The 1,356-nt window shown below is 37.5% G+C and carries 2 protein-coding genes; one reads left to right on the top strand and one right to left on the bottom strand.

What is annotated here, in order from left to right:
* Position 1: 1 nt before the first annotated feature.
* Positions 2 to 349, bottom strand: a complete 348-nt coding sequence (locus ACU01J_RS21655; RefSeq protein ID WP_481087447.1) for a hypothetical protein — start codon at positions 347 to 349, stop codon at positions 2 to 4.
* 213 nt (positions 350 to 562) lie between these two features.
* Between ACU01J_RS21655 and ACU01J_RS21650 the strand changes: the two genes are divergently transcribed.
* Positions 563 to 1,111, top strand: coding sequence for a hypothetical protein (locus ACU01J_RS21650; protein WP_481087454.1), 549 nt, complete (start codon positions 563 to 565; stop codon positions 1,109 to 1,111).
* The last annotated feature ends 245 nt before the right edge of the window (positions 1,112 to 1,356 follow it).

Below are 1,356 nucleotides of genomic sequence, written 5' to 3'. Positions count from 1 at the left end.
ACTAGTAGCAACCGTATTCATTGCAAGTTGAAGAGAAGTAATTACCGTCTGAGTCAGTACCTGTAGTGAATGTACTATTACCTATCTTGTTTGTGGTGCTGTTCCAAGAGCTGCCATTTGCTGATGTACCATTAGTAAATGTAGAGTTCCCAATGGTAGTGCTTGATTGGCTCCAGTTTGAGCCTGTTTGACTGTTATAGCCCTGAACAGATGTTGTATTGCCATACTTTTGTACGCTGTAAGAGTTACCGTTGTCGTCATAGCAAGTTTTGTATGAGTCAGAACCATAGCAGTTTGCGAATGTGTTAGCAGATAAACCAAGCGAAATCAGTAGTAAAAAGCGTTTCATTTCTATGTCTCAATAAAAGGATGGTGCACTTTAATTTCAAATTGTTTCATATGCAATAAAAATCACCATAACAATAAATTTAAGAGTGATTCACAACGCTTGGCGCTTTCACTTCAAGCCAGTTTAGTGTTTATGGCACAATGGTTTAGGTAAGGTGGTTAGCGTTGTTCACACCTTAATTTGGCGTTAGTTTTCTATTTGAGTTATGAGTGTATGGAACGTAGAGATTTTGAATTTGTATTAGATTTGGTTAACTCGTTTTTTGGGCAGACACATATCCAAAAACGTTTTCAAGTTATTGAAGATAAGCCAATAACTGGGTGGGAAATTTGGTTTCAAGTTGAGTTTTCAGTATTTTTGGAAGATCAGCTTGAGCACTCGTTAGCATTCTGGGATCGAGAGTTTCAATACTCAATTGATCGTAGGAGAGCACGCCATCGTGAGTATATGGCAATTGATTTCGTTTTCAGGAAAAAACGAGCAGCTTTAGATCAGTATATTGCTTTAGAAGTTAAACAAAATACTAGTGTAAAGTCGTGCATTCGTGGAATGATGGAAGACACTTGTAAAGTTGCATTAGTAAAATCGTCACATGATGACTTAAGAAGTATGTGGACTCTTGGTATTCATCCGGTGATTGAAACGTCGGAGTTAAACGAGGTTATTGGTGAATATGCAGACTATTTTGAGGTGACACTCAATAAAAACTGTATCGAATCGCAACCTATTAAAGGGACAGACTTTTCGTATACGTTGTTCTAGAAAACTAACAATAAATTTAAGCAGATTCGCAACGCTTGGCACTTTCGGTTTGAATCGGCTTTAGTGTTTACGGCACAATGGTTTAGGTTAGGTGGTAGCGTTGCTCACTACTTAATTTGGCGTTAGCTGCTGGCATGAAAATAACGGCTAATGTTCTAAAAAGTCTGATCTTTTTGTATAGTCTTCACTGTGTATTTCTATTTAGAGCATTGTAATGACTGACAAAACAAATCGACTAAGAAAGG

The sequence above is a fragment of the Vibrio sp. 2433-A1 genome, from assembly GCF_056726085.1.
This window is presented reverse-complemented; position numbering and strand designations above follow the sequence as displayed.

Bases quoted from the DNA above. Each gene is read 5' to 3' on its own strand.
- ACU01J_RS21655 (WP_481087447.1), bottom strand. From the start codon at position 349: ATGAAACGCTTTTTACTACTGATTTCGCTTGGTTTATCTGCTAACACA.
- ACU01J_RS21650 (WP_481087454.1), top strand. From the start codon at position 563: ATGGAACGTAGAGATTTTGAATTTGTATTAGATTTGGTTAACTCGTTT.